The organism is Streptomyces camelliae (assembly GCF_027625935.1).
In the GTDB taxonomy this organism is placed as follows: Bacteria; Actinomycetota; Actinomycetes; order Streptomycetales; family Streptomycetaceae; genus Streptomyces; species Streptomyces camelliae.
The window spans coordinates 1,679,794-1,700,921 of sequence record NZ_CP115300.1; the positions used below are offsets into that span (position 1 = coordinate 1,679,794).

Sequence of the window (21,128 nt, forward strand, 5' to 3'; positions counted from 1 at the left end):
TGGCGCGTGGGCGCTGACGCTCAGGTATCGATTTGTGGCTTTTGTCTACAGTCTACGGTGTACAGAATGCAGGCCTGCTCTCCGAACTTCCTGGCCGATTGCATACACAGACCCGGTGCACCCGACGCCCGCTCACGGGCAGCGTACGACCTGCCCGGCGTACGACAGATTGCCGCCGAAGCCGAACAGCAGCACCGGATCGCCGCCGCGCAGCGCGCCCTGCTCGATCAGCTTGGAGAAGGCGAGCGGGATGCTGGCCGCCGAGGTGTTGCCGGATTCGGTGACATCGCGGGCCACCACGGCGTTGACGGCGCCGAGCTTCTCGGCGAGGGGTTCGATGATGCGCAGGTTGGCCTGGTGCAGGACGACACCGGCGAGGTCCGCCGGCGCCACCCCGGCCTTCTCGCAGGCCTGGCGGGCGATGGCCGGCAGCTGGGTGGTGGCCCAGCGGTAGACGCTCTGCCCCTCCTGCGCGAACCGCGGCGGCGTGCCCTCGATCCGCACCGCGTTCCCCATCTGCGGCACCGACCCCCACAGCACCGGCCCGATCCCGGGCTCCTCCCCCGCGCCGCACGCCTCCACGACGGCGGCCCCGGCTCCGTCGCCGACAAGGACACAGGTGGAGCGGTCGCTCCAGTCGGTGACGTCGGACATCTTGTCGGCGCCGATGACCAGCGCCCTGGTCGCGGCGCCCGCCCGGACCGTGTGGTCGGCGGTGGCGAGGGCGTGGGTGAACCCGGCGCACACCACGTTCACGTCCATCGCGGCCGGCCCCGGAATGCCGAGCCGGGCCGCGACCCGGGCGGCGGTGTTCGGGGAGCGGTCGATCGCCGTGGAGGTGGCGACGAGGACCAGGTCGATGTCGCCGGGGGTCAGCCCGGCGGCCGCCAGCGCCTTGGCGGCGGCGTGCGCGGCCAGCTCGTCGACCGGTTCGTCCGGCCCGGCGATGTGCCGGGTGCGGATCCCCACCCTGCTGCGGATCCACTCGTCGCTCGTGTCGACCATGCCGGCCAGATCGTCGTTGGTGAGCACTCTGGCGGGCTGGTAGTGACCGATGGCGGCGATGCGCGAGCCGTGCATGGCGGGGATCCCCTCGTGCCGTAGGTAGCGGGATCCACCAGTCTGAACAGTGACTGGCGAGTACGACGGCAGGTGAAGCCACAGGAATCGGGAGCCCCGGTTGTCGGCTTCGCGCAGACCTTCGGACGCCCGAGGATTCACCCCGTGAACAGCTGGGTCGCCTTCCGTACGAGCTCGTACACCCCGTAGGCGAGCGGCGCCGTCACCCACAGCCAGGCCAGGGCGATCAGTCCCCACCGGCTAGGCGGGCTGCTGTCGCTGGGCATCTGCGGCCTCCCTCGGGGCGGGGACGTGGTGGCGGACGTGGACCGGGCGGACGAGTTCGTTGGCGACGAAACCGACCACGAGCAGGCCGATCATGATGCCGAACGACAGTGTGTACAGCGACGGACCGTGCTTGCCGGCCGCCTTCTGCCGGTCGGCGATCCAGTTGACGATCAGTGGCCCGAGCACACCGGCCGTGGACCAGGCAGTGAGCAGCCGGCCGTGGATGGCGCCGACCTCGTGGGCGCCGAACAGGTCCTTCAGGTAGGCGGGGATCGTGGCGAAGCCGCCGCCGTAGAAGGAGAGGATCACCAGCGCGCACAGCACGAACAGCGGCTTGGACGAGTCACCGAACACCGCGATGACCAGGTACATCAGCGCGCCGACGCCCAGGTAGACGCGGTAGATGTTCTTGCGGCCGACGCGGTCCGAGGCGGACGACCAGCCGATGCGGCCCGCCATGTTGGCGGCGGACAGCAGGGCGACGAAGCCGGCGGCCGCAGACGCCGACACCGCGGCGGAACCGCCCGCGAAGAAGTCCGTGATCATCGGTGCGGCCTTCTCCAGGATGCCGATGCCTGCCGTGACGTTCATGCAGAGCACGATCCACAGACACCAGAACTGCGGGGTCCGCACCGCGCTGCGCGCCGAGACCCGCACCCCCGCGACCGCGTCCGGCCCGCTCGCCGTCGCTTCCCGGTCCGCCGCTCGCGGCACCCGGACCAGCAGCACACCGAGGGTCATGAAGACGGCGTACGACAGCCCGTGCACCAGGAAGGCGAGCGCGATGCCCTCGTGGCCGCTCCCGAAGGACGCGAGCATCTGGGCCGACCAGGGCGAGGCGATCAGCGCGCCGCCGCCGAACCCCATGATGGCGATGCCGGTGGCCATGCCGGGCCGGTCCGGGAACCACTTGATCAGGGTGGAGACGGGCGAGATGTAACCGATGCCGAGTCCGATCCCGCCGACGAAGCCGTAGCCGAGGACGATCAGCCAGTACTGCTTCGTCTGCGCGCCGAGCGCGGAGATCAGGAAACCGGAGGAGAAGCAGACCAGGGCCACGGTCATCGCCCAGCGCGGCCCGTTGCGCTCGACGAGCGTGCCGCCGAACGCGGCCGACAGCCCGAGCATCACGATCGCGAGCTGGAAGGGCAGCGCGCTCTGGGTGCCGTCGAGGTGCAGCACGGATTCGAGCGGCGGCTTGAACACACTCCAGGCGTAGGCCTGACCGATGGAGAGATGGACGGAGAGGGCGGCGGGCGGCACGAGCCAGCGGCTCCAGCCCGGAGGTGCGAGAGGGGGGCTGCTCATGCTCGCGGACGGTAGGGCGGGGAGCGGGAGTTGAGAAGGCGTGCGGTCGACCGTATGCGGTGAACGGTATGCGGCACGCGGTCAACGGTCGCCAACGCGCGAACCCTGCTGCCGCCGACTCCATGCTGCTGGCAATATTTCGCCGACAGCATCGGGTCGACAGTCCGCTGCTACGGCGACGGCCTCTCTCCCCCACCTCCGAGGTATCCCTCACACCGAAAATGTCTTCCTCGGCCTGAAGGCCAACGCATAGGCGGCGTGTCCACGACGCCTGCCAGGCGGCCTGGAAGGACATCCCGAGCCTGAGCCAAGGCGACACGCTGGCGCCGCGAAACGCCTGCCGGGTGTGCGTGGTGGAGGTGGAGGATTCGCGGACGCCGGTGCCGGCCTGCTCGCGCAGGGCCGAGGCCGGGATGCAGGTGCGCACCGGCACCGAACTGGTCCGGCACAGCCCGAAGATCGTGCTGGAGCTGCTCGCCTCCGTGGTCGACATGTCGACGCCGGCGGCGAGCCGTGGCAGAACAGCTTCGCGATCGCGGTCGCCGGGGCACCTGGGACGAGTCCCTGCAGACCGAGACGTCCACGGTGTGCGCGTACTGCGGAGTGGGCCGCACCCTCACGCTCCATGTGCAGGACAATGAGATCGTGAAGGTCACCTCGCCGCACGACAATCCGGTGACCCACGGCAATCTCTGCATCAAGGGCCGTTTCGGCTGCCAGCACGTACAGAACCGGGGCTGATCAGGACATGGGACGAGTCACGGAACGACGCAAGGTCCTCCGCATCCGGGCGGGCGCGGTCTCCACCCGGCCGGACACCCTCGTCGCCGAGGAGCCTCTGGAGATCCGGCTGAACGGAAAACCCCTCGCGATCACGATGCGGACGCCGGGCGACGACTTCGCGCTGGCGGCGGGGTTTCTGGTGAGCGAGGGTGTACTGGCTGCTGCAGACGATCTGCAGAACATCGTCTACTGCGCGGGGGCGACCGCAGACGGTGTGAACACCTACAACGTGGTCGACGTGAAGACCGCGCCGGATGTCGCGCTGCCGGACTTCACCCTGGAACGGAACGTCTACACGTCCTCCTCGTGCGGGCTGTGCGGCAAGGCCAGCCTGGACGCCGTCCGCACGACCGCGCGCTTCCCGATCGCCGACACTCCCCCGGTCCGGGTCACCCCGGAGCTGCTGGCGAGCCTCCCCGACCGGCTGCGCGCGGCCCAGCGGGTGTTCGACCGGACCGGGGGTCTGCACGCGGCGGCCCTGTTCGCCGAGGACGGTGAGCTGCTGGACATACGGGAGGACGTGGGCCGGCACAACGCGGTGGACAAGCTGGTCGGGCGGGCACTGCAGAACGGCGAGCTGCCGCTGTCGCGGACGATCCTGCTGGTCTCCGGGCGGGCCTCGTTCGAGCTGGCGCAGAAGGCGGTGATGGCGGGGATCCCGGTGCTGGCGGCGGTGTCGGCGCCGTCGTCGCTGGCGGTGGACCTGGCCACGGAGACGGGACTGACCCTGGTGGGTTTCCTGCGGGGCAGTTCGATGAACGTGTACGCGGGCGAGGACCGCGTCGCCCTGCGAGAGGCGGCCGCCCAGGGCTGAGGTCCGGCTGCCCGCGGCACGGCGGCAGGGCCCCGGCCGGCAGGGAGCGCCCCCTGCGCCCCCGGGCCCCGCCTCAGTCGCGTACCGCTGCCGCGGCCTCGGCGATGTCGGTGAACGCCGCGACAAGTGGTGAGCGCCGGCCGGCCGCCCAGGCCAGCAGCACCTGGTCGGGTTCGGCGTCGACGACCGGTACGTAGCTGATGTCGGACCGGGAGTACTGCTCGGCGACCGAGTGCGGCACGAGCGTGATGCCGGTTCCGGCGGCCACGCATTCGAACTTCTCCTCGACGGTCCGCACCGGGAGGTCGCCGGGCCCGGGAAGGGCGTACCTGAGCCAGGTCTCGCCGTCGAGGTCGGCCAGGGACAGTTCCGGCTTGCCCGCGAGCCGGTGTCCGGCCTGGAGCATCACCACGCGGGACTCGGTGTACAGGGGCCGCAGTTCCAGGCCCTCCTCGCGGAACGGGGAGCGCACGTAGGCGATGTCGAGGGTGCCGTCGAGAAGAAGCCTTTCCTGATCGTCCCATTCGAGCCGGCGAGCCGTGGTCTCGACGTCCGGGTGCTCGGCGCGGAAGGCGCGCAGGGCCTCCGTGACCACGACTCCCGCGCGGAAGCCGACGACGAGCCGCCGGGGCCCGCGCGCGGCCCGCAGGACCCGGCGCCGGGCTCCCTCGGCCGAGGCCAGCAACTCCCGTGACTCCGCGATGAGTTGCCGTCCCGCGTCGGTCAACGTCACGCCGTGACTGTCGCGTACGAACAATTCGGCACCCAAGTCCTTCTCCAGGGCGCGAATCTGACGGCTCAGCACTGGTTGTGCGATGTGCAGCCGCTCGGCGGCACGGCCGAAATGGAGCAGTTCGGCGACCGCCACGAAGTAGCGGACCTTCCGCAGGTCGAGGTCCATGGCCGCCCCTTTCCTCGGCGATGCCTTCAGGGTATCGCCACGGCTGAAAGAGGTCTTGGACGGCGGGCCGGAGGCGGTCACAGGCTGGATCCCGGCATGCAACGGCGAAAGGGGAACGGCATGGGCCTGCAAGGACAGCGTGTGGTCGTCATCGGAGGTACATCGGGCATCGGGCTGGCGGTCGCCGAGGGCGCGGCGCGCGAGGGTGCCGGCGTGGTGGTCGCCTCACGGCGGCAGGAGAGTGCGGACGCGGCGCTGAAGCGGCTGCCGGACGGCACCGAGGGGCAGGTGCTGGACGCGACGGACGAGGACGCGGTGCGGGCATTCTTCGCACGGATCGGCGCGTTCGATCACCTGGTGTACACGGCCGGTGAGCCGCTGCTGCTTCAGAGCGTGGCCGAGGCGGGTGTCGACCGGGCCCGGCGGTTCATGGACACGCGGCTGTGGGGGGCGTACACGGCGGTGAAGTACGGCGTCGCCGGGCTCCGTCCGGGCGGTTCGGTGGTGCTGACGACGGGGACGGCGGGGCGCCGGCCGCAGCCCGGTTCGAGCGCCGCGTCGGCGCTGTGCGGGGCGATGGAGTCGCTGACCCGGGCGCTGGCCGTGGAGCTGGCGCCGGTGCGGGTCAATGCGGTCTCGCCGGGTCTGGTGCGTACCGAGCTGTGGCGGGACCTGCCGGAGGAGATGCGGGAGGGGCTGTTCCGGTCGTCCGCCGAGTCGCTGCCGGTGGGGCGGGTCGGCGAGCCGGCGGATGCGGCGGAGGCGTACCTGTATCTGATGCGCGGGAGTTACAGCACCGGATCGGTGGTGGTCGTGGACGGCGGCGGCACGCTGGTCTGAGCGGTCGGCCCGGCGGCGAGGTGTACGCCGGCCGCGGTCACGACCGTGCCGAGGCGGCGGAAGACCAGGTCGGGCCGAGGCCGGCGGAAGACGAGGTCGGGCCGAGGCCGGCGGAAGACGAGGTCGGGCCGAGGCCGGCGGCGCGGGCGGTGGAATCGGCGCCGAGGCTGGTGGCGATTCCACCGAACACCAGCGTGGTGATGCCGCGTTCACGCAGCAGCTCGTGCAGGCCGGCGTCCTGGCTCAGGCCGGCCACGAGGGCGCTGTCGGGCGGCTGTTCGGCAGCCGAGGGGCGTTCGACCCGTACGAGTGTCCGTCAGACGGTCTGGATCAGGGCGGTGCGCTGTGGATCGAGCACGGGAGCTGCGGCCATGACGGAACGTCAGCCGACCTCAGCCGTCCGTGCCGGAAATACGGATCAACAGGCCCATGAACCGATCGCGTTCGGCGGGCGACAGCGGGGCGAGCAGCTCATCGTTGGCTGCGCTTGCCGCGTTCTCGCAGCGCAGGAGGAGGCGGGCGCCCTCCTCGGTGAGGGACACGGCATTCTTGCGCCGGTCCCGGGGATCGGGGGCGCGTACGACGTGGCCGGCGGACTGGAGGTCATTGAGCACGCCGACCAGGTCCTTGGGGTCGAGGCCGACGCTGCGGCCGAGGTCGGCCTGGGCGACGGGGGCGAGGTCGCGGACGGCGGAGAGGACCACGTGGTGCCACATCTTCATGCCCTCGGCGGCGAGGGCGTCGGCGACCAGGGCGCGGCCCCGGGCGGCGGCCCGGCCGAGGAGCCAGCTGGGCAGGGAGCGGATCGCGGGCAGGGGTGCTTCGGCCATGGCAGCAGCCTAACCGAGAATCGTTGGACTTCCCAATGAATCCCGGATACCGTTGGAACTCCCAACGAGTTGCTGGGCTGTCCCGACGACCGATGCGCCGGGACCGCCCAGCCCTGGAGGTGCTGATGCGTCGCGTCCGGTACGAATCCACCGGCGGCCCGCTGTTCCTGGAGGAGACCCCCGTCCCCGAACCCGGCCCCGGTGAGCTGCTGGTGCGCTGCGAGGCGGTCGGCGTGACCCTGCCCGTGGTCCGCAAGGTCACCGAGGCCGCCGAACCGATCGCGCTCGGCGGCGAGATCGCCGGTGAGGTGGCGGCGGCCGGCGAGGGCGTGACCCGCTTCCGGCCGGGGGACCGGGTGACCGGACTGTGCTTCGGCCACGGGTACGCCGACTTCGCCCTGCTGCACGAGGCGATGGCCTCCCCGATACCGGACGACGCCACAGCCGTGGACGCGGTCGCGCTGGTGCGCAGCGGGCTGGTGGCGTACGGGGCGCTGGAGGCGGCCCGGCCGGCGCCGGGCGAGGCGGTCCTCGTCACGGCGGCGGCGAGCGGGGTCGGGCATCTCGCCGTACAACTGGCGCGGATCCGGGGGGCCGGACGGGTGGTGGGGGCCGTGTCCGATCCCGCGAAGGCAGAGTTCGTGCGCACGCAGGGTGCGGACGATTGTATCCAGTATTCCGACGACAGCTGGGGGGATCCGGTCGATTGCATACTGGATGCGGTCGGCGGTGATCTGCTCGCTCCCGCCCTCGCTGCCCTCGCCCCGCACGGCCGCCTGGTCGCCTACAGCTCGGGCGGCGGCACGATCCAGACCTACGACCTCCTGGTCGGCGCCAAGTCGGTGATCGGCTTCCAGATGGCGCTGATCGCCCGCGGCCGGCCGGAGCTGTACGAGCAGTGGCGCCAGGAGCTGTGGCGGCTGTTCGCCGAGGGTGCCCTGAAGCCGGCCGTGCACGCCGAGTTCGCGCTTGCGGACGCGGCGAAGGCGCACGAGGCCATCGAGACCCGGGCCAACCTCGGCAAGGTCGTCCTGCGGCCGTAGGGCCGACGGCGCACTCCTTGTGCCGCACGCTTCTTGTGGGGCCCCGATGCCCCAACTACCGTCGGTGGGGCATCCGTTGGACATGGGATGTGCGGATGTCCAGATGTCCGCCCGGCGAAGGGCCGCACCATGCCGTCAGGTCTCCGTGCCCGTCTCAGATCCGTACTCGCCCTCGTGTGCACGGCGGCGGCACTGCTCCTGGCGCCGCTCGCCTCCCTCCACCCCGCACACGCCCAACCGGTGGAAAACACAGCGGAGTTCGAGCAGCAGGTCCTGTTCAAGGCGTCGCGGGATCCCGGCTACGCCTGCTTCCGGATACCGGCGATCGTCAAAGCGGCCGACGGCACGCTGCTGGCGTTCGCCGAGGGCCGGGTCCTCAACTGCGGGGACGCCACCGACATCGACATCGTGCTCAAGCGCTCCACCGACGGCGGCCGCACCTGGGGCCCGCTCCAGGTGGTCACCGAGGGCGGCGGAGACACCCACGGCAACCCGGCACCGGTCGTGGACCGCGACACCGGCCGGGTCTGGCTCGTGGAGACGTACAACACGGGCCGAACGGACAGCGCCGGTTGCCCGGTGCCGTGCGACCGCACCCCGCACCTTCAGTACAGCGACGACAACGGCGTGACCTGGTCCGCGCCGCGCGATCTGAGCCCGGAGATCCTGCCCTCCGCCTGGAACTCCTGGTACGCGACCGGTCCGGCGCACGGCATCCAGCTCACCCGCGGCCGGTACGCGGGCCGGCTGGTCTTCGGGGTCAACGCCGAGTCCTGGGACGGCATCCGGATCACCGCCAACCACGCGGCACTGATCGTCAGCGACGACCACGGCGGTCACTGGCGGATCGGCGCCCAGGACACCTGGCCCATCGCCGAGGACGGCACCTTCCGGCAGAAGCCCTCCGAACTCGCCGTCGCCGAGCGCGAGGACGGCTCGATCCTGGTCAGCGCCCGGGAACAGGACGGCACCGACCTCGGCCACCGCACCCAGGCCGTCAGCCGCGACGGCGGCGCCGGCTTCGCCGCGCCCTTCCACGACCTGCCCGACCTGTACGCCCCGATGGTGCAGGGTTCGCTGCTGCGACTCGGCGACCGGCTGCTTCTCGCCTGCCCCGCCGATCCCGACCGGCGCCGCACCATGATGATCCGCTCCTCCTACGACGGTGGCCGCACCTGGGACAGCGTGGACCGCGGCACGGTCGTCACGACGGACTGGTCCGGCTACTCCGACCTGGTCCGCATCGCCGGGGACACGGTGGGCCTGGTCTACGAGGGCGGTGCGGTGGACGCGCGCGACGAGATCCGTTTCGCCCGCTTCACCGAGGACTGGCTCGCCCCGCGCCGCGGCCGCGACCCGGTGACCGCCGATCTCGCCCCGCACGCCCGGCCCGCCGCGGTGCTCGGCGGTGCGCGGGAGACCGCGGGGGTGTTCGGCGGTGCGCTTGAGTTCGACGGGACCGACGACGCCGTACGCCTGCCGTACAGCAGTCGGCTGCCGCTCGGCACGAAGGACTTCACGGTGTCCCTGTGGTTCCGCTACACGGCCACCGGCGGTGAGCAGCCGATGCTGTGGATGGGCGGGGCCGGCACCACACAGCCGCAGGTGTGGCTGCGCGGGGAGCCGGCGAACCACCGGATGCAGGGCCTGATCACCGTGCGGGACGGTGCGAACGCTCCGCAGACTGCGTACGTTCGCACGGATACTGCATACAACGACGGCCGGTGGCACCACGCCGTCCTCCGACGCGGCGGAGGACGGCTGATGTTGTCGGTCGACGGTATGCAGTCGTCCGTAGCCGACATACCGGGTTCCGTCAGCCGCAACTCCCCCTTCGGTGTGCACATCGGTCAGCGCATGGACAGCCGGGCCTTCTTCACCGGCGCCATCGACGAGGTGCACGTATGGAACCGGGCGCTGACCGACCAGGAGCTGTCGGACCCGAAGGCGCTGCGGTCAGCGCAGGACACGGTCCTGTGGCTGCCCCTGGACCACGTGGGCCGCTGACATCCCGGGAGCGGCGTCCAGGGTCTCCTCGGGATCGCGGGCGCGGCCCTTGGCGAGGACCGCGCACACCATCAGCTGCATCTGGTGGAAGAGCATCAGCGGCAGCACGGCGAGGGAGGCGTGGGCGCCGAAGAGCACGCCGGCCATGGGCAGCCCGGAGGCGAGGGACTTCTTCGACCCGGCGAACTGGATGGCGATCCGGTCCGCCCGGCCGAAGCCGAGTGCCTTGCCTCCGTACCAGGTCAGCAGCAGCATCAGCGTCAGCAGCGCGGCCTCGACGACGAGCAGGCCGCCGAGCCGCGCGGGGCTGACCTGGTGCCAGATGCCCTGGGTCATGCCCTCGCTGAAGGCGGTGTAGACGACGAGCAGGATGGAGCCGCGGTCGACCAGGCCGAGGACCTTCTTGTGCCGGGCGATGAAGCCACCGACCCAGCGTCGCAGCAGCTGCCCGGCGAGGAACGGCACCAGCAGCTGGAGCACGATCTTCACCAGCGAGTCGGCGGAGAACCCGCCGCCGCTGCTGCCGAGGAGCGCCGCCGCCAGCAGCGGTGTGATGAGCATGCCGGCCAGGGAGGAGAAGGAGCCCGCGCAGATCGCCGCGGGCACGTTGCCGCGGGCGATCGAGGTGAACGCGATGGACGACTGGATCGTGGACGGCACCAGCGTCAGGAACAGCAGGCCCTGGTAGAGCGGCTGGGTCAGCAGCGCCGGTACCAGCGCCCGCGCGGCGAGCCCGAAGACCGGGAAGAGCACGAAGGTGCAGAGCAGCACGGTGACGTGAAGCCGCCAGTGCCGCAGCCCGTCCAGCGCCTCCCGGGTGGACAGGCGGGCGCCGTAGAGGAAGAAGAGGAAGGCGATCGCGGCGGTCGACGCGCCCGAGGCCACGCCGGCGGCGGTTCCCCGGGCCGGCAGCAGCGCGGCCAGCCCCACGGTCCCGAGCAGCAGGACGATGTACGGGTCGATCGGTATCCAGCTCGGCCGGCGCAGGCGTGTCACGGTGCTCCGATTGCTCTGTGTGCGGGTGTCAGGGGTTGACGTGGTCGTTCGCTGTCTTTTCGGTCTCGGGCCCGCAGAAGCCCCGTCCATCGTCCTCCGCTCCACGCCGATCGGGAATCCCGTACACCACTCTGACTGCCATCATGCTCTGTGATAGCCGCGTAGGCTGGTGCCGTGTACGACCCGACGCAGCTGCGCACCTTCCTCGCCGTGGCCCAGACCCTGAGCTTCACCCAGGCCGCCCACCGGCTCGGGCTGCGCCAGTCCACGGTCAGCCAGCACGTACGCCGGCTGGAGGACGCGACCGGCCGGCAGCTGTTCGCCCGGGACACCCATTCGGTGGAGCTGACCGAGGACGGCGAGGCGATGCTGGGCTTCGCCCGGCGGATCCTTCAGGTGCACGAGCAGGCGACGGCGTTCTTCACCGGCACCCGGGTGCGCGGGCGGCTGCGGTTCGGCGCGTCGGAGGACTTTGTGCTCACCCGGCTCCCGGAGATCCTGGAGGGCTTCCGTCACGATCATCCCGAGGTCGACCTGGAGCTCACGGTCGAGCTGTCCGGCACCCTGCACGAGCAGCTGGCCGCCGGAAAGCTGGACCTCGTGCTGGCCAAGCGCCGCCGGGAGGACCCCCGGGGCGAGCTGGTCTGGCGCGACGACCTGGTGTGGATCGGCGCCGAGCGGCTGCGCCTGGACGCCGACCGGCCCGTCCCGCTGATCGTGTACCCCCCGCCCGGCATCACCCGGGCCCGCGCGCTTCAGGTGCTGGAGCGCGAGGGCCGGCCGTGGCGGATCGTGTGCACCAGCGGCAGCCTGAACGGCCTCATCGCGGCGGCCCGCGCCGGGCTCGGCGTGATGGCCCACTCCCGGCGCCTCATCCCGCCCGGCCTCTCCCGCCTCCCCGACCGCTCCGGCCTGCCCGACCTGGGCCGGGTCGATTTCGTCCTGGTCCACGGCCGCCGCCACGGCGCGGCGGAGGAGGCCGCGAACGCGCTGGCGGCGGCGATCCTGGCGGGCGGGGAACGACTCCGCCGCCCCGTCGACTGACCGGACACACGCGGCGGACGGCCGCGCGGGACTCGCCGGTGGCCACGCGCGGACGCACCCGGCCGGCCGGCGCAGGCCGTAATCGGCCCGTACAGATTCGGTGGAGATTACGGCACCGAAACTTACTGACCCGTCAGTATCGTGTCCGGCCCTTCCCCATGTGAGGGCATTTTCCGGTCACCTCCCGGGAAAAACGTGAGGTTTGCTCGGTTTCCTGCCCCCTCCCGCCCGGTGACGCCGTGGGGTAGCTTTCACCGCGCTGTGCCGGATATCACCGGCGTGACCAAGCAGCGAGGATCGGGGAGCGAGGTTTGCGCGAGTTCACCAACCCGCCGCTCACGTCGGCACCGTCGGTGGGCGGTCTGGCCGACGTGGTCTTCGAGCATGCCCAGAGCGACCCGACGCACATCGCCCTCGGCCGCAAGGACGCCGCCGGGCAGTGGCGGGACGTGACCGCCGCCGAGTTCCGGGACGAGGTGCTGGCCCTCGCCAAGGGCCTGCTGGCACGCGGCATCCGCTTCGGCGACCGCGTCGCGATCATGTCCCGTACCCGCTACGAGTGGACCCTCTTCGACTTCGCGCTGTGGACCGTCGGCGCCCAGGTGGTGCCGGTCTACCCCACGTCCTCGGCCGAACAGTGCTTCTGGATGCTCTACGACGCCGAGGTGTCCGCGGCGATCGTGGAGCACGAGGACCACGCGATGACCATCGCCACCGTCATCGACCGCCTCCCGCAGCTGCGCCAGCTGTGGCAGCTGGACTCGGGTTGTGTGCAGGAGCTGTACGACGCCGGCGCGCACCTGGACGACGAGCTGGTGCACCGGCACCGGCAGGCCGTCACCCCGGACTCCGTCGCCACGATCATCTACACCTCCGGCACCACCGGCCGACCGAAGGGCTGTGTGATCTCGCACGGCAACTTCATGTTCGAGGCCGACACCATGGTCCGGCGCTGGGAGCCGGTGTTCCACTCCAAGAAGGGCGACGAGGCCTCCACGCTGCTGTTCCTGCCGCTCGCGCACGTCTTCGGACGGATGGTGGAGGTCGCCGCGATCCGCGGCCGGGTCCGCTTCGGGCACCAGCCGCAGCTGCACGCCGCCGCGCTGCTGCCCGATCTGGCCGCGTTCCGGCCGACGTTCGTGCTGGCGGTGCCGTACATCTTCGAGAAGGTGTTCAACGCGGCCCGCCGCAAGGCGGAGAAGGACGGCCGGTCCGGGCCGTTCGAGAAGGCGGTCGACGTCGCGGTGAAGTACGCGGAGGCCGTCGAGGCGAAGGCGTGGGGCATCGGGCCCGGCCCTTCGGCGGGGCTGCGCATGCAGCACCAGTTCTTCGACAAGGTCGTCTATGCCAAGGTCCGCGCGGCGATGGGCGGTCGTATACGGAATGCGATGTCCGGTGGTTCGGGGATGGACCGCCGGCTGGGGCTGTTCTTCGCGGGCGCGGGCGTGCAGATCTACGAGGGCTACGGCCTGACCGAGTCGACGGCGGCGGCCACCGCCAACCCGCCCGAGCGCACCCGCTACGGCACCGTCGGCCAGGCCATCCCCGGGATGACCGTGCACATCGCCGACGACGGGGAGATCTGGCTGTACGGCGCCAACGTCTTCCAGGGCTATCTCAACAACCCCAAGGCCACGGACGAGACGCTGCACGACGGCTGGCTGGCCACCGGCGACCTGGGCTCGCTCGACGAGGACGGCTATCTGACCATCACCGGCCGCAAGAAGGAGATCCTCGTGACCTCCGGCGGCAAGAGCGTCTCCCCCGGGGTGCTGGAGGAGCGGGTGCGTGAGCATCCGCTGGTCAACCAGTGCATCGTCGTCGGCAACGACCGGCCCTACATCGCCGCTCTGGTCACCCTCGACCAGGAGGCCGTCGAGCACTGGCTGCAGATGCGCGGCAAGCCGAAGATGACCCCGGCACAGCTGGTGCGCGACGCCGACCTGGAGACGGAGGTGCGGCGGGCGGTGGTCGCCGCCAACACCCTTGTCTCGCAGGCCGAGTCGATCCGCACCTTCCGCATCCTGGCGCAGCCGTTCACCGAGGAACACGGCCTGCTCACCCCGTCGTTGAAGCTGAAGCGGAAGGCGATCGAGAAGGCGTACGACAGAGAGGTCGAGGCCCTCTACCGGACCTGACGTCTGCGGCGTTCGCCTCCGGTACGGCCTCCGCTGCCGCCTTCGCCGCGCGGGGCCGGTTCGCGTGCACGCGTCGTCGGCACGGATTGCGCCGTCAGGAATGCGGCACGGGCCGTGATCGTTGACGATGGAAGTACCACCTGTCTTCAACCTAAGGATCAAGAGGCTCGTGAGCAGCAAGGTCCCCCCGATCATCCTCAACAACGGCATCGAGATGCCCCAGCTGGGCTACGGCGTCTGGCAGGTGCCGGACGACGAGGCCGAGCGGGCCGTCGCCACCGCGCTGGAGGCCGGGTACCGCAGCATCGACACCGCCGCGATCTACGGCAACGAAGAGGGCACCGGCAAGGCCATCGCCGCCTCCGGCCTGCCCCGTGCGGACGTCTTCGTCACCACCAAGCTCTGGAACAGCGAGCAGGGTTACGACTCGACGCTGCGCGCCTTCGACGTCTCGCTGGCGAAGCTGGGGCTCGACTACGTCGACCTGTACCTGATCCACTGGCCGCTGCCCTCCCGCGGCAGGTACGTCGACACCTACAAGGCGCTGGAGAAGCTCTATGCCGACCAGCGGGTCCGCGCCATCGGCGTGTCCAACTTCCTTCCCGAGCACCTTGAGCGGCTGATCGCCGAGACGTCCGTCGTCCCGGCGGTCGACCAGATCGAGCTGCACCCGCATCTGCAGCAGCGCGCCGCCCGCGAGTTCCACGCGGAGCAGGGCATCGCCACCGAGGCCTGGTCCCCGCTCGGCCAGGGCAAGGGCCTGCTGGAGGTACCGGCGATCGTCGCCATCGCGCAGAAGCACGGCCGTACGCCGGCCCAGGTCGTGCTGCGCTGGCACATCCAGCTCGGCAACATCGTGATCCCGAAGTCCGTGACGCCGGCCCGGATCAAGGAGAACATCGAGGTCTTCGACTTCAGCCTGGACGACGAGGATCTCGCGGCGATCAGCGCGCTCAACGAGGACCGGCGCCTGGGCCCCGACCCGGCCACCTTCGACCTCGGCTGAACCGGCTTCCGGGCGCCGGCCCGCCTCGCTTTCCCGGCGTCGGCCCGGGCCGCGTCCGGCTCGGGCTGACGCCCGGCCCCGCTCAGTCGGGCCGTACGTCCGCGTGCACGATCTCGAACTCCTCCAGGGCCACGACGTTCACGTGCGCCTTGGCCACGCTCTCGCGCCGGATCACCGCCTGGCCCGCCCGGGAGGCGGCGAGTGAGGCACGGTCGGTGAAGAGGACTGCGGTCATGCCCTTGCCGCGCCCCCGGTCCAGGAACAGGGCCGCGCCGGTGAAGCCGGGCAGCACCTCCAGCCGGGGCAGCACGCCGGAGTGGAACGTGTCGAAGGCCAGGTCCGCGTCCGCGGGCGCGAACTCCAGCCGGCTCATGCGCATTCCGCCGCCGGTGAGCGGCCGGTGTCCGACGGGGAAGACCGTGGCCTCGTAGTTCTCGACGGCGACGGTCCCGGCGAACGGGCGCAGCAGGCCCGGCCGCCGTTCGCGCATCACCTCGTCGCTGTTGTCGCGGGCCTCGGCGGACTCCCACCAGCTGACCGCGAGCAGGGTGCCGAGGTCCCGGTCGACAAAGACCCCCGCGCCGCGGAAGCCGGGCCGTTCCTCCAGCAGGTCGTGGCCCTGTGTGTTCAGGGACCGGATGGCCGTGCCCAGCTGTGCCGGATCACCGGTCGCGTACACCGTGCGGACGAACAACATGCGTCTCACCTCCCGCAGCCGCGACCGTGCCGGGCCGACGGCGGCAGACAGGTCCGAAAGAACCGGAGCAAACGTCCTCTTCAGTCTTGCCCGGACATACAAATCACCGCAATACGCACAGGATTGGGGGGTTCGCAACCCGGGGACTGACGGGGACATGGCGACAAGGTCACGGCGGCGGACGCGAGGTAAGGAAACTTTCCTAATAGAAGGCGCTCACCTCAGTTGGGCTGACCCAGCGGACGTACGACCACGGTGTTGACGTCGACCCCGGCCGGCTGCCGGATCGCCCACAGAACCGAGTCGGCGATCTGGTCGGCGGTCAGCAGATGCCCCGGAGGCAGACTGCCGAGCCCGTCCCAGAACGGGGTCTCCACCCGGCCGGGAGCGACCAGCGTCACCCCGATCCCGAAGTCGGTGACCTGGCGCCGGGTGTTCTCGGCCAGCCCGGTGACCGCCCACTTGGTGGCGCCGTAGAGATTGCCGGGGGTGTTCACGAACCCGGCGACGGAGCCGACGAGGACGATCCGGCCGCGGGTCTCCTTCAGGGCCTCGACGGAGGCGCGGATGAGCAGGGCCGGGCCGAGGACGTTGGTGAGGATCATCTCGGTCCAGCCGGCCGGATCCCCTTCGGCGACGGTGTCATGGGTGGCGAAGCCGGCATTGGCGACGACTGTATCCAGTCGACCGTATGCCTTGAGCGTGCGGTCGACTGCATTCTGTATATCGGCGAATGCCGACGCGTCACCGGCGACCGTCAGCAGTTCCTCGGGCCGGCCGAGCCCGTCGGCGAAGTCCCGCAGCCGGGCTTCGGTGCGGCCGGTGACGGTGACGCGGTGTCCGGCGGCCAGCAGCTGCCGGGCGACGGCGGCGCCGATGCCGGTGGCGCCGCCGGTGATGAGTGCGACCGGAGAGTCGTTCACGTGGATCCCCCTGTGAGTCGGTGACGCCGGGGAGTCCATCACGTGGAGCGCGCTCGAAGTCAAGCGCCCGTCCGCCCCGCCGTATCGCTAGACCGGCCGTACCGCCCGGTGCACCGTGACGGCCGCCAGGACGAAGACGTCGGGGCGGTGGTGGACGCTCACAGGGTCGGCCGGATCGAGGAGCCGGTCGAGGGTGGCGCGGTCCTCGGCGTCCAGCGCCCCGCCGAGGACGTCCCGGCTGCGGGTCAGCGCGGCGGCGACGAAGGCGCGGGCCCGGTCCGGTACGGGGGCGGGCACGTCGAGCAGGAAGCTGCGGGTGCCGGTGTGCTTCAGGCCCGCGGCGCCCAGCAGGGCGGGCCAGTCCTCGGTCTCGGCGACGGAGCCGGGCAGCTCGGCGCGCATCCGGGCGAAGCGGTCCTCCTGGGCGACGTCGAGGCGGGCCTGGAGTCCGGGGCGGCCGAAGCCGAGGTCGCGGGGCAGCCAGCGGGCGGGCAGCCCGCCCTCCAGGATCGCCAGCGTGCCGCCGGGCGCGAGCCGGGCACCGAACGCGCTGAGCGCGGCCTTCTGGTCGCCGAGGTGATGCAGGCTGCGGCTGGCCCACAGCAGGTCCGCCGGGTAATCCAACTCCTTGAGTGAATCGGGGAGTTCACCGGTGAGGGTGTCGAAGCGGTCGGCGATGCCCTGGCGGGCGGCGCGGACGCGGGCGCGCTCCAGCAGTTCGGCGGAGGCGTCGGCGGCGACCACCCGGGCGCCGGGGAACGTCTCCGCCATCAGGCAGGAGATCACCCCGGGCCCGCTGCCCGCGTCCACGATCAGACCGGGTTCGGTCACGTCCTTGCCCAGCCAGGCCAGGGCGCGCGCGTACACCGGGCCGTACAGTCCGGCCTCCGCTTCCAGCATCTCGGCCATCGCGGCCCAGTCGATGTCGTCGCCGTGAGCGTGGCCGTGCCCCGCGTGTCCCTGGTGCGTGTGGTGCTCCTGGTGGTCGTGGTGCCCGTGTGTCATGGTGCTCAGCCTCTCGTTCGGTTGCCGCCAGCGTGCGACGGCACCGCGCGAGGGAGCCAGTTCTGTTGCCGGTGTCGCAAAAAGTTGCTGTTCTCGCAAAACCGCGGATCCGCCGGGGTCCCGGCCGCTGACGGCGGGGCCCCGGCGGACGTTCACCGCGCCGGTGTCACGGCGGTTACGGCAGCGGCGGGTAGGCGTTCTGCATCAGCTGCTGGAACTGGGCGGAGAACCAGTGCCCGGCCAGCGGCGCGTTCGGCAGGGCGCCGCTGGGGTTGTTGTCGTTGCGGGCGTTGCCGCCGTAGCTCGGGTCGCACATCTGGTCGAAGCCCTTGCCCTCGTCGTTGGGGATCGACGTGCTGGCCCCGTCGGACTCCCCCGGCGGCTTGGCCCAGACGTAGGCGTCGATGCCGGCGGCCGGGGCGGCGGTGGGTCGTTCGCCGAGGCCGGCGCCGCTCTGGTTGCACCAGTTGCCCACGTTGAAGCGTCGGTCGATCCGGCCGCCGTTGACATACGTGTCGACGGAGGTCAGCGCGCCGGGACCGGTGGGCCGGGCGGAGCCGCCCCAGCCGTTGCGAGAGGTGTCGATCAGCATGCCGATGCCGGGGTCGAAGCCGGCTGCGACCAGCTTGTCGCGCATGGCGACGGCATACGACTGCTCGTCCACGTACTGGTTCCAGTCGATCCACTTCGACTGGCGCACGGTCGTGCCGTTCACCGTGTCGGTGATCTTGACGTACGGCTCCCTGAGGGCGCTGTAGTTGGCCGTGTTGACGATGAACCCGGCGACGTCGTTCACGCTGGCGCCGTTGGTGGTGGCAACCTTGTAGAACTCCTGCACGGAGGGGCCGAGGTTGGTGTCCCAGCCGAGCCAGCCGTGGTGAGCGGCGTCCACGTAGTTGTAGACGTTCGGGATGGCGCCGAGCTTCTGCAGGGCGTAGGAGACGCCCTTCTCGTAGTTGCCGTTGGCCTTCATGGTCTCGCAGGCGGGGGTGCTGGTGTTGGTGCCGCCGGAGTTGGTGACCAGGTTGGGCAGCGAGTCGGGCTCGATGATGGTGGCGATCCTGAGGCTCGCGTAGGCCGGGTCGGCAAGGATCGAGGCGATGGGGTCGATGTAGTTCGTCTCGTACTTGGCGATGTCGTCGGGGCCGAGTTCGCCGTTGGAAGCGAGGGCTGCGCAGTCGCGGCCAGGCAGGTCGTAGATGACCAGTTGAACGACGAGGTCGCCGGAGCCCTTCTGCTTCAGGGCCGCGTTCAGGTGGTCGCGCAGGCCCATGCCGCCGTTGACGCCGTTGATGGTGGCGATGCGGTCGAGCCAGACGGCGGTGGGCTGGTTGGAAACGCGGCTCCCGCCCGGTTCGGCTGCCGCGTGCGCGGACCACTCGGGGTCCACGTAGACCTTGGCACCGGCGTAGGGGTTGTCGACCTTGCTGCCGGTACCGCCGCCCGTGCCGCCGCCGGTGCCGCCGCCCGTGCCTCCTCCGCTGCCGGTGCCGTCGTCGACGTTGCAGGTCACGCCGTTGAGGGTGAAGGCGGTGGGCAGGGCGTTGGTGCCGCTGTAGGAGGCGTTGAAGCCGAAGCTGACCGAGGCGCCGGTCGCCAGGGAGGCGTTGTAGCTCTCGTTGGCGGCGGTGACGCTGCTGCCGCTCTGGCTTACTTGCGCGTTCCAGCCGCTGGTGACCTGCTGGTTGCCGGCGTACGACCACTTCACCGACCAACTCGACGTCGCCGCCGCGTTGTTGGTGATGGTGACGGCGGCGGTGAAGCCGGTGTCCCACTGATTCTGCACCGTGTAGGCCACGGTGCAGGGGATGGCGTCGGCCGCAGCGGAGGCCGGGGTGGTGGTCAGCGCCGTCCCGGATGCCCCGGCGATCAGCGCCAGGGCCGCGAGCAGCGGCGTTCTGGTACGACTCATGAGTGCGGGTTCCTCTTCCGGTGTGGGGAGTTACGGGTTGAGGGCGCGCAGGTGGTCGCGCAGCCCGATGCCGTAGGCGGTGGGTGTGCCGTCGTAGGCGGAGATCAGGGACGGCCCCGAGGAGCAGTCCCAGGTGTTCCAGGTCCAGCCCAGATAGGACAGGTCCCGGTCGTCGAACCACTTCATGACTTGGTCGACGAAACCGTGCGAGCAGGTGTTCTCGCCGATCTCGCCGGCGATCAGCGGCACCTGTGCCGCGACCGGGGCGAGCGTGGAGTTCCAGCAGCTCGTCGACGAGCAGGTGTTGAAGTTGTAGCCGTGGTAGGAGGCGGCGAGATTGCCTGCTGGATCCTGTGGTCTGTATGCGGTCCACTGGCTGAGGTCGTTCGCATACGCCAGACCGCCGACCATGATGACGTTCTTGGATCCGGTGTTCCGGATGCTGTCGACGAGATTCTGCATACCGGCGACCTCGTACGAGATCCCGGGGCAGGTCCCGCCGTCCCGCCAGCACTTCCAGGCGTCGGCCGTGCTGGAGGTCGCCCGGTCCGGGTACGGCTCGTTGAACAGGTCGAACACCGGTGCCGGGTCGTCCTTGAAGGTACTCGCCACCGAGGCCCAGAACGAGGGGCTGTACTGCTTGTCGGGCATGGGTTTCTGGCAGGTGGCGTGGATGTCGGAGCAGCCGGCGGAGTTGCCGGTGTACTGGCCGTAGGACCAGTGCAGGTCGAGGATCGGGGTCAGGCCGTGTGCCTCGACGCGGGTGACCAGGTCCTTGACGGCGCCTATGTAGTTGGCGCCGGCGTACTCGGGTTTGACGTTGGAGAGGCCGAGCCAGCATTCCTCGTTGAGGGGGATGCGGACGGCGTTGGCCTTCCAGTCGGCGATCGCCTTGATCGCCGCGTCGTCCACCGGCCCGTCCCAGATGCCGTAGCCCTGCACGCACATGAACTCGCCGCCGGAGCGGTTGACGCCGAGGAGCCGGTGGGTCGCACCGGAGGTGTCCACGAGTTTGGTGCCGGAGACATGCAGGGCGGGCGCGGTGCCGGTCGAGGGCGGTGGCGAGGTCGGCGGTGGTGTCGTGGGGGGCTGCGTATCGACGTTGCAGGTGGTGCCGTTGAGCTTGAACGTGGTGGGCACGCTGTTCTTCCCCGACCAGGAGGCGAGGAAGCCGGCGGTGACGGTGGCGCCGGTGCCGAGGGAGCCGTTGTAGCTCTCGTTCGCCGCGGTGACGGTGGTGCCGGACTGGGACCAGGTGGCGTTCCAGCCCTGGGTGACTTTCTGGCCGTCGGCGAAGTCGAAGCCGAGCTGCCAACTGCTCAGTGCTGCTTGGTTGTTGGTGATGGTGACGGAGCCCTGGAAGCCGCCTGCCCACTGGTTGGTGACGGAGTACTCCACCGTGCACGCGGGCGTGGCCCCCTGAGCCGACACCACCGGGACGACGGCGCTCCCGATGAGCGCGACCGCGCCGATGGCGGCTAAAAGTACTGAACGCGGGGGGTGTCGCATGAGCGACTCCTTGCAGTTTGGCGCG

Annotated in this window: 19 protein-coding genes and 1 pseudogene; 8 read left to right on the forward strand and 12 right to left on the reverse strand. The window is 70.7% G+C overall.

The features are described from left to right. Positions 1–132 precede the first annotated feature (132 nt). From O1G22_RS07835 to O1G22_RS07845, 3 genes are all read right to left on the reverse strand, one after another. A complete protein-coding gene (locus O1G22_RS07835) occupies positions 133–1,080 on the reverse strand; it encodes a beta-ketoacyl-ACP synthase III (RefSeq protein WP_270080649.1) in 948 nt (315 codons plus the stop codon). A gap of 137 nt (positions 1,081–1,217) precedes the next feature. Next, a complete protein-coding gene (locus tag O1G22_RS07840; protein WP_270080650.1) occupies positions 1,218–1,346 on the reverse strand; it encodes an MFS transporter small subunit in 129 nt (42 codons plus the stop codon). Beyond that, the gene (locus O1G22_RS07845) at positions 1,321–2,655 is read right to left on the reverse strand and encodes an OFA family MFS transporter (protein WP_270080651.1); all 1,335 of its coding nucleotides are present in this window, start codon (positions 2,653–2,655) and stop codon (positions 1,321–1,323) included. Before O1G22_RS07845 ends, O1G22_RS07840 begins: the two co-directional genes overlap by 26 nt. A gap of 266 nt (positions 2,656–2,921) precedes the next feature. On the opposite strand from O1G22_RS07845, the pseudogene O1G22_RS07850 reads away from it, so the two are divergent. Then, positions 2,922–3,396: pseudogene (locus O1G22_RS07850) on the forward strand (2Fe-2S iron-sulfur cluster-binding protein); the annotation flags it as partial. A 7-nt stretch (positions 3,397–3,403) separates the two neighbouring features. Then, positions 3,404–4,252, forward strand: coding sequence for a formate dehydrogenase accessory sulfurtransferase FdhD (fdhD, locus tag O1G22_RS07855; RefSeq protein WP_270080652.1), 849 nt, complete (start codon positions 3,404–3,406; stop codon positions 4,250–4,252). A 73-nt stretch (positions 4,253–4,325) separates the two neighbouring features. Here the strand turns inward: fdhD and O1G22_RS07860 are convergent, their stop codons facing one another. Next, positions 4,326–5,153, reverse strand: coding sequence for a LysR family transcriptional regulator (locus O1G22_RS07860; RefSeq protein ID WP_270080653.1), 828 nt, complete (start codon positions 5,151–5,153; stop codon positions 4,326–4,328). 120 nt (positions 5,154–5,273) lie between these two features. Here O1G22_RS07860 and O1G22_RS07865 point away from each other — a divergent pair, with 120 nt between their 5' ends. Further along, positions 5,274–5,993 (forward strand): SDR family oxidoreductase, encoded by a 720-nt coding sequence (locus O1G22_RS07865; RefSeq protein ID WP_270080654.1) that lies wholly within the window; start codon positions 5,274–5,276, stop codon positions 5,991–5,993. A gap of 37 nt (positions 5,994–6,030) precedes the next feature. Here O1G22_RS07865 and O1G22_RS44830 read toward each other — a convergent pair whose 3' ends face one another. After that, positions 6,031–6,249 (reverse strand): hypothetical protein, encoded by a 219-nt coding sequence (locus O1G22_RS44830; protein ID WP_428986331.1) that lies wholly within the window; start codon positions 6,247–6,249, stop codon positions 6,031–6,033. A gap of 136 nt (positions 6,250–6,385) precedes the next feature. After that, a complete protein-coding gene (locus O1G22_RS07875) occupies positions 6,386–6,823 on the reverse strand; it encodes a MarR family winged helix-turn-helix transcriptional regulator (protein ID WP_270080655.1) in 438 nt (145 codons plus the stop codon). Positions 6,824–6,948: 125 nt separating this feature from the next. Here O1G22_RS07875 and O1G22_RS07880 point away from each other — a divergent pair, with 125 nt between their 5' ends. Both O1G22_RS07880 and O1G22_RS07885 read left to right on the forward strand, forming a co-directional pair. Further along, positions 6,949–7,866, forward strand: coding sequence for a quinone oxidoreductase family protein (locus O1G22_RS07880; RefSeq protein WP_270080656.1), 918 nt, complete (start codon positions 6,949–6,951; stop codon positions 7,864–7,866). 129 nt (positions 7,867–7,995) lie between these two features. After that, positions 7,996–9,873: a sialidase family protein gene (locus O1G22_RS07885; RefSeq protein WP_270080657.1), complete on the forward strand. Its 1,878-nt coding sequence runs from the start codon at positions 7,996–7,998 to the stop codon at positions 9,871–9,873. On the opposite strand, the gene O1G22_RS07890 is transcribed toward O1G22_RS07885, so the two are convergent. After that, entirely contained in the window at positions 9,823–10,869 is a 1,047-nt protein-coding gene (locus O1G22_RS07890; RefSeq protein WP_270080658.1) for a bile acid:sodium symporter family protein, read from the reverse strand. The two genes, O1G22_RS07885 and O1G22_RS07890, sit on opposite strands and share 51 nt — an antisense overlap. 174 nt (positions 10,870–11,043) lie before the next feature. On the opposite strand from O1G22_RS07890, the gene O1G22_RS07895 reads away from it, so the two are divergent. The 3 genes from O1G22_RS07895 to O1G22_RS07905 all read left to right on the forward strand — a co-directional run bounded on the left by O1G22_RS07895 (position 11,044) and on the right by O1G22_RS07905 (position 15,057). Then, complete coding sequence (locus O1G22_RS07895) at positions 11,044–11,913, forward strand: LysR substrate-binding domain-containing protein (RefSeq protein WP_270080659.1); 870 nt, start codon at positions 11,044–11,046, stop codon at positions 11,911–11,913. Positions 11,914–12,224: 311 nt separating this feature from the next. Continuing rightward, complete coding sequence (locus O1G22_RS07900) at positions 12,225–14,051, forward strand: AMP-dependent synthetase/ligase (RefSeq protein ID WP_270080660.1); 1,827 nt, start codon at positions 12,225–12,227, stop codon at positions 14,049–14,051. A gap of 169 nt (positions 14,052–14,220) precedes the next feature. Next, a complete protein-coding gene (locus O1G22_RS07905) occupies positions 14,221–15,057 on the forward strand; it encodes an aldo/keto reductase (RefSeq protein WP_270080661.1) in 837 nt (278 codons plus the stop codon). Between the two features lie 82 nt (positions 15,058–15,139). Here O1G22_RS07905 and O1G22_RS07910 read toward each other — a convergent pair whose 3' ends face one another. The 5 genes from O1G22_RS07910 to O1G22_RS07930 all read right to left on the reverse strand — a co-directional run bounded on the left by O1G22_RS07910 (position 15,140) and on the right by O1G22_RS07930 (position 21,103). Beyond that, entirely contained in the window at positions 15,140–15,754 is a 615-nt protein-coding gene (locus tag O1G22_RS07910) for a hypothetical protein (RefSeq protein WP_270080662.1), read from the reverse strand. Between the two features lie 221 nt (positions 15,755–15,975). Beyond that, on the reverse strand, positions 15,976–16,677 hold the full coding sequence (locus tag O1G22_RS07915; protein WP_270080663.1) for an SDR family oxidoreductase: 702 nt from the start codon (positions 16,675–16,677) through the stop codon (positions 15,976–15,978). An 87-nt stretch (positions 16,678–16,764) separates the two neighbouring features. Continuing rightward, positions 16,765–17,682, reverse strand: coding sequence for a class I SAM-dependent methyltransferase (locus tag O1G22_RS07920; RefSeq protein ID WP_270080664.1), 918 nt, complete (start codon positions 17,680–17,682; stop codon positions 16,765–16,767). 175 nt (positions 17,683–17,857) lie between these two features. Beyond that, the gene (locus O1G22_RS07925) at positions 17,858–19,594 is read right to left on the reverse strand and encodes a glycoside hydrolase family 6 protein (RefSeq protein ID WP_270080665.1); all 1,737 of its coding nucleotides are present in this window, start codon (positions 19,592–19,594) and stop codon (positions 17,858–17,860) included. 30 nt (positions 19,595–19,624) lie between these two features. Further along, complete coding sequence (locus O1G22_RS07930) at positions 19,625–21,103, reverse strand: cellulase family glycosylhydrolase (protein WP_270080666.1); 1,479 nt, start codon at positions 21,101–21,103, stop codon at positions 19,625–19,627. Positions 21,104–21,128: the final 25 nt, after the last annotated feature.

Bases quoted from the DNA above. Each gene is read 5' to 3' on its own strand.
- O1G22_RS07835 (WP_270080649.1), bottom strand. From the start codon at position 1,080: ATGCACGGCTCGCGCATCGCCGCCATCGGTCACTACCAGCCCGCCAGA.
- O1G22_RS07840 (WP_270080650.1), bottom strand. From the start codon at position 1,346: ATGCCCAGCGACAGCAGCCCGCCTAGCCGGTGGGGACTGATCGCCCTG.
- O1G22_RS07845 (WP_270080651.1), bottom strand. From the start codon at position 2,655: ATGAGCAGCCCCCCTCTCGCACCTCCGGGCTGGAGCCGCTGGCTCGTG.
- fdhD (WP_270080652.1), top strand. From the start codon at position 3,404: ATGGGACGAGTCACGGAACGACGCAAGGTCCTCCGCATCCGGGCGGGC.
- O1G22_RS07860 (WP_270080653.1), bottom strand. From the start codon at position 5,153: ATGGACCTCGACCTGCGGAAGGTCCGCTACTTCGTGGCGGTCGCCGAA.
- O1G22_RS07865 (WP_270080654.1), top strand. From the start codon at position 5,274: ATGGGCCTGCAAGGACAGCGTGTGGTCGTCATCGGAGGTACATCGGGC.
- O1G22_RS07875 (WP_270080655.1), bottom strand. From the start codon at position 6,823: ATGGCCGAAGCACCCCTGCCCGCGATCCGCTCCCTGCCCAGCTGGCTC.
- O1G22_RS07880 (WP_270080656.1), top strand. From the start codon at position 6,949: ATGCGTCGCGTCCGGTACGAATCCACCGGCGGCCCGCTGTTCCTGGAG.
- O1G22_RS07885 (WP_270080657.1), top strand. From the start codon at position 7,996: ATGCCGTCAGGTCTCCGTGCCCGTCTCAGATCCGTACTCGCCCTCGTG.
- O1G22_RS07910 (WP_270080662.1), bottom strand. From the start codon at position 15,754: ATGTTGTTCGTCCGCACGGTGTACGCGACCGGTGATCCGGCACAGCTG.
- O1G22_RS07920 (WP_270080664.1), bottom strand. From the start codon at position 17,682: ATGACACACGGGCACCACGACCACCAGGAGCACCACACGCACCAGGGA.
- O1G22_RS07925 (WP_270080665.1), bottom strand. From the start codon at position 19,594: ATGAGTCGTACCAGAACGCCGCTGCTCGCGGCCCTGGCGCTGATCGCC.
- O1G22_RS07930 (WP_270080666.1), bottom strand. From the start codon at position 21,103: ATGCGACACCCCCCGCGTTCAGTACTTTTAGCCGCCATCGGCGCGGTC.